1 protein-coding gene is annotated in these 2749 nt (G+C 71.4%); it reads right to left on the bottom strand.

From position 1 onward, the window contains the following. The coding region (locus GT354_RS46055) for a non-ribosomal peptide synthetase (protein ID WP_161363503.1) at positions 1–2361 on the bottom strand (2361 nt) is incomplete at its 3' end. Positions 2362–2749 lie beyond the last annotated feature (388 nt).

The following is a 2749-nucleotide window of genomic DNA, read 5'->3' on the forward strand; positions in this document are numbered from 1 at the left end:
CCCGGCCCAGCGCTCGGCCTCGACCCGTTCGGCGTCGGCGTGGCGCCGTTCCCAGCGGGCCACGTCGGCGTATTGAAGGCTCGGTTCGGCGAGCGGCAGCCCTTGGTACGCCTGGCCCAGATCCTTCAGCAGCAGGCCGATCGACCAACCGTCCATCGCGATGTGGTGGACGGTGAGCAGTAGTTCGTGGTGATCGGGGCGGATGCGCACGACCAGGGCCCGCAGCACCCGGCCGGCGGCGCGGTCGAGCGGACGAGCCGCCTCGGCGCGCAGGGCCGCGTCCAAGCGCTCGTCGTCGGCGTCGGCGCGGGCGGGGGCGTCGGACAGGTCGAGCATCGGCACGTCGACCGGGTAGGGAGGGCGAATTTCGGCCACCGGTTCGCCGTCCCGATACACCAGTGCGGTGCGCAGCACCTCGTGGCGGCGCACGACGTCGCCCAGCGCCCGACCGAGGGCCGCCAAGTCGAGGGTGCCGGTGAGCCGGATCCGCAGCGGCACGTTGTACAGCGCGCTGCCGGCCATCACCGTCTCGTGCAGCGCGAACTCGCGCTGGACCGTCCCGACCGGCGCGGGCAGGTGTGGTTCACGGTGCGGCGGTGCGACCGCCGACGCGGTGGAGCGCTCCGCCGCGTCCACGTGCTCGGCGAGGGCGGCCACGGTGGGAGCGGCGAACAGCGTGTCCAGCGCGATCCGTACCCCGAAAGTACGCTCGATTCGGGCTGCAAGTCCCACCCCGAGGAGCGAGTTGCCGCCGGATTCCAGGAACGGGTCGTGTACTCCGACCCGGTCCGCGCCGAGCACGTCGCCGAACAGTTCGGCGAGCCGGACCTCGGTGGGCGTACGCGGCGCGACGAAGTCCACCGTCATCGCCCGGAGTCGGGTCGAGGCGGGCAGCGCGTTGCGGTCGATCTTGCCGTTGAGGGTGAGCGGCAGGCGGTCCAGGACGGCGATCGCGTCGGGCAGCATGTAGGCGGGCAACCGGGTCGGGCAGTGCGCGCGCAGCTCGGCGGGGCTGGGCTCGGCGAACCCGTCGGCGCCCTGCACGAAGGCCGCCAGGTAGGGACCGGCCATGTCTTCGCGCAACACCACGGCGGCCGCCTGCACCGCCGGATGGCCGGTCAACACCGCTTCGATCTCGCCGAGTTCGATCCGGAAGCCGCGCAGTTTGACCTGGTGGTCGACGCGGCCGTGGTATTCGAGCGCGCCGTCGGGCCGTAGGCGGACCAGGTCACCGGTGCGGTACCGGCGCTCTCCCGCCACCGTCACGAACCGCTCGGCGGTCAGGTCGGGGCGGCCGTGGTATCCCTGCGCGAGACCGTCGCCCGCGAGATACAACTCGCCGAGCGCACCGGGCGCGGCGGGACCGCCGTCCTCGTCGTGGAGGTGCGCGGTGGTGCCGGGCAGCGGTATGCCGATCAGCGGTTCGGCCCGGTCGTCGCGGTCGACCAGGGCCCACGTGGAGTACACGGTGTCCTCGGTCGGCCCGTACAGGTTGTACAACTGCTCGACCTGCGGGCACGCGTGCACCTGGTCGGCGACCCGGCGCGAGAGCGCCTCCCCGACCAGGTTGATCGTGCGAGCCGAGGCCGGGAGTCCGGGACCCTGTAACAGCGCGGCCATCGCGCTGGGCACGGTGTTGATCAGGGTGACCTCGTCGCGGCCCGGCGCTTCGGCGAGCGCGAGCACGTTCTCCACCATGACGATCGCGCCGCCCACGGAAAGCGGGAAGAAGAGTTCGTAGACCGAGATGTCGAAGCACACCGAAGTCGAGAACAACACGCCGCGGACCTGGTCGGGGCGATAGGTGTCGGCCGCCCAACGCAGCATCGCGTTGACCCCGCGATGGGTCACTCGCACGCCCTTGGGCCGGCCCGTGGACCCGGAGGTATAGAGCACGTACGCGAGGTCGTCCGGCCCGGTGTGCGCGCGAGCGGGGGCGTCTGTGGCCGGTTCGCCGTCGACGTGTACGACCCTGGCCGACGCGCCCGCGAGCAGGTGCTCGTGCGCGCGGTCGGTGACCACGATCGGCGCCTGCGCGTCGCCGATCACCCACTCCAGGCGGTCGCGCGGGTACTCGGGATCCAGCGGTACGTAGGCGGCGCCGGCCCGCAGCACCGCGAGCAGGGTCGCCACCAGGTGTGGGGTTCGCGGCAGGCACACGCCCACCAGGTCGCCCTTGGTCACGCCGGCACGGGCCAGACGCGCGCCGATCAGGTCGGCGTGCGCGCCCAACTCGCGGTAGGAGAGTCGGTGTTCACCGGCGATCAGCGCAATCGCGGCGGGGTCGTGCTCGATCCGGGCATCGACCAGACCGGCCAGGGATGCGGCCGAATCCAGCGATGGGCAAGCGGTTGGACTCATGACTCTCCTGAAAATGTCCTCATGCCGATTCGTGGTCGGCGACGCAGGCGATGTGCTCCCGGAGAGATCGTGGAGGAAAGCGTTGACTGTGCCTAGCATCTTTTCCGCATCACTTCGGGTTGGCCGAAAGCCGCCCTGTCGCACGCCCGTTCGGTGAGCGGGACGGAAGGACCTCGGACACGGTGGTTGGTGGGTCGGTCCGTCAGTGGATTGGCGGGTCGGTGTTTTGGCGGGTCGGTGGATCGGTGGGTCGGTGAGTCGGTGGGCCGGTCGGAGCGGTCGGAGCGGTGGACGACCGGTGGGTCAAACGGTGCGTCGTGGGTCAAGGAGTACCGAAGCCGGCTTGCCTCGCGCTTGGCGCGGGCCGGCTGCGGCTTGGTGGTGGCGG

Source organism: Streptomyces sp. SID3343 (genome assembly GCF_009865215.1).
GTDB lineage: Bacteria > Actinomycetota > Actinomycetes > Streptomycetales > Streptomycetaceae > Embleya.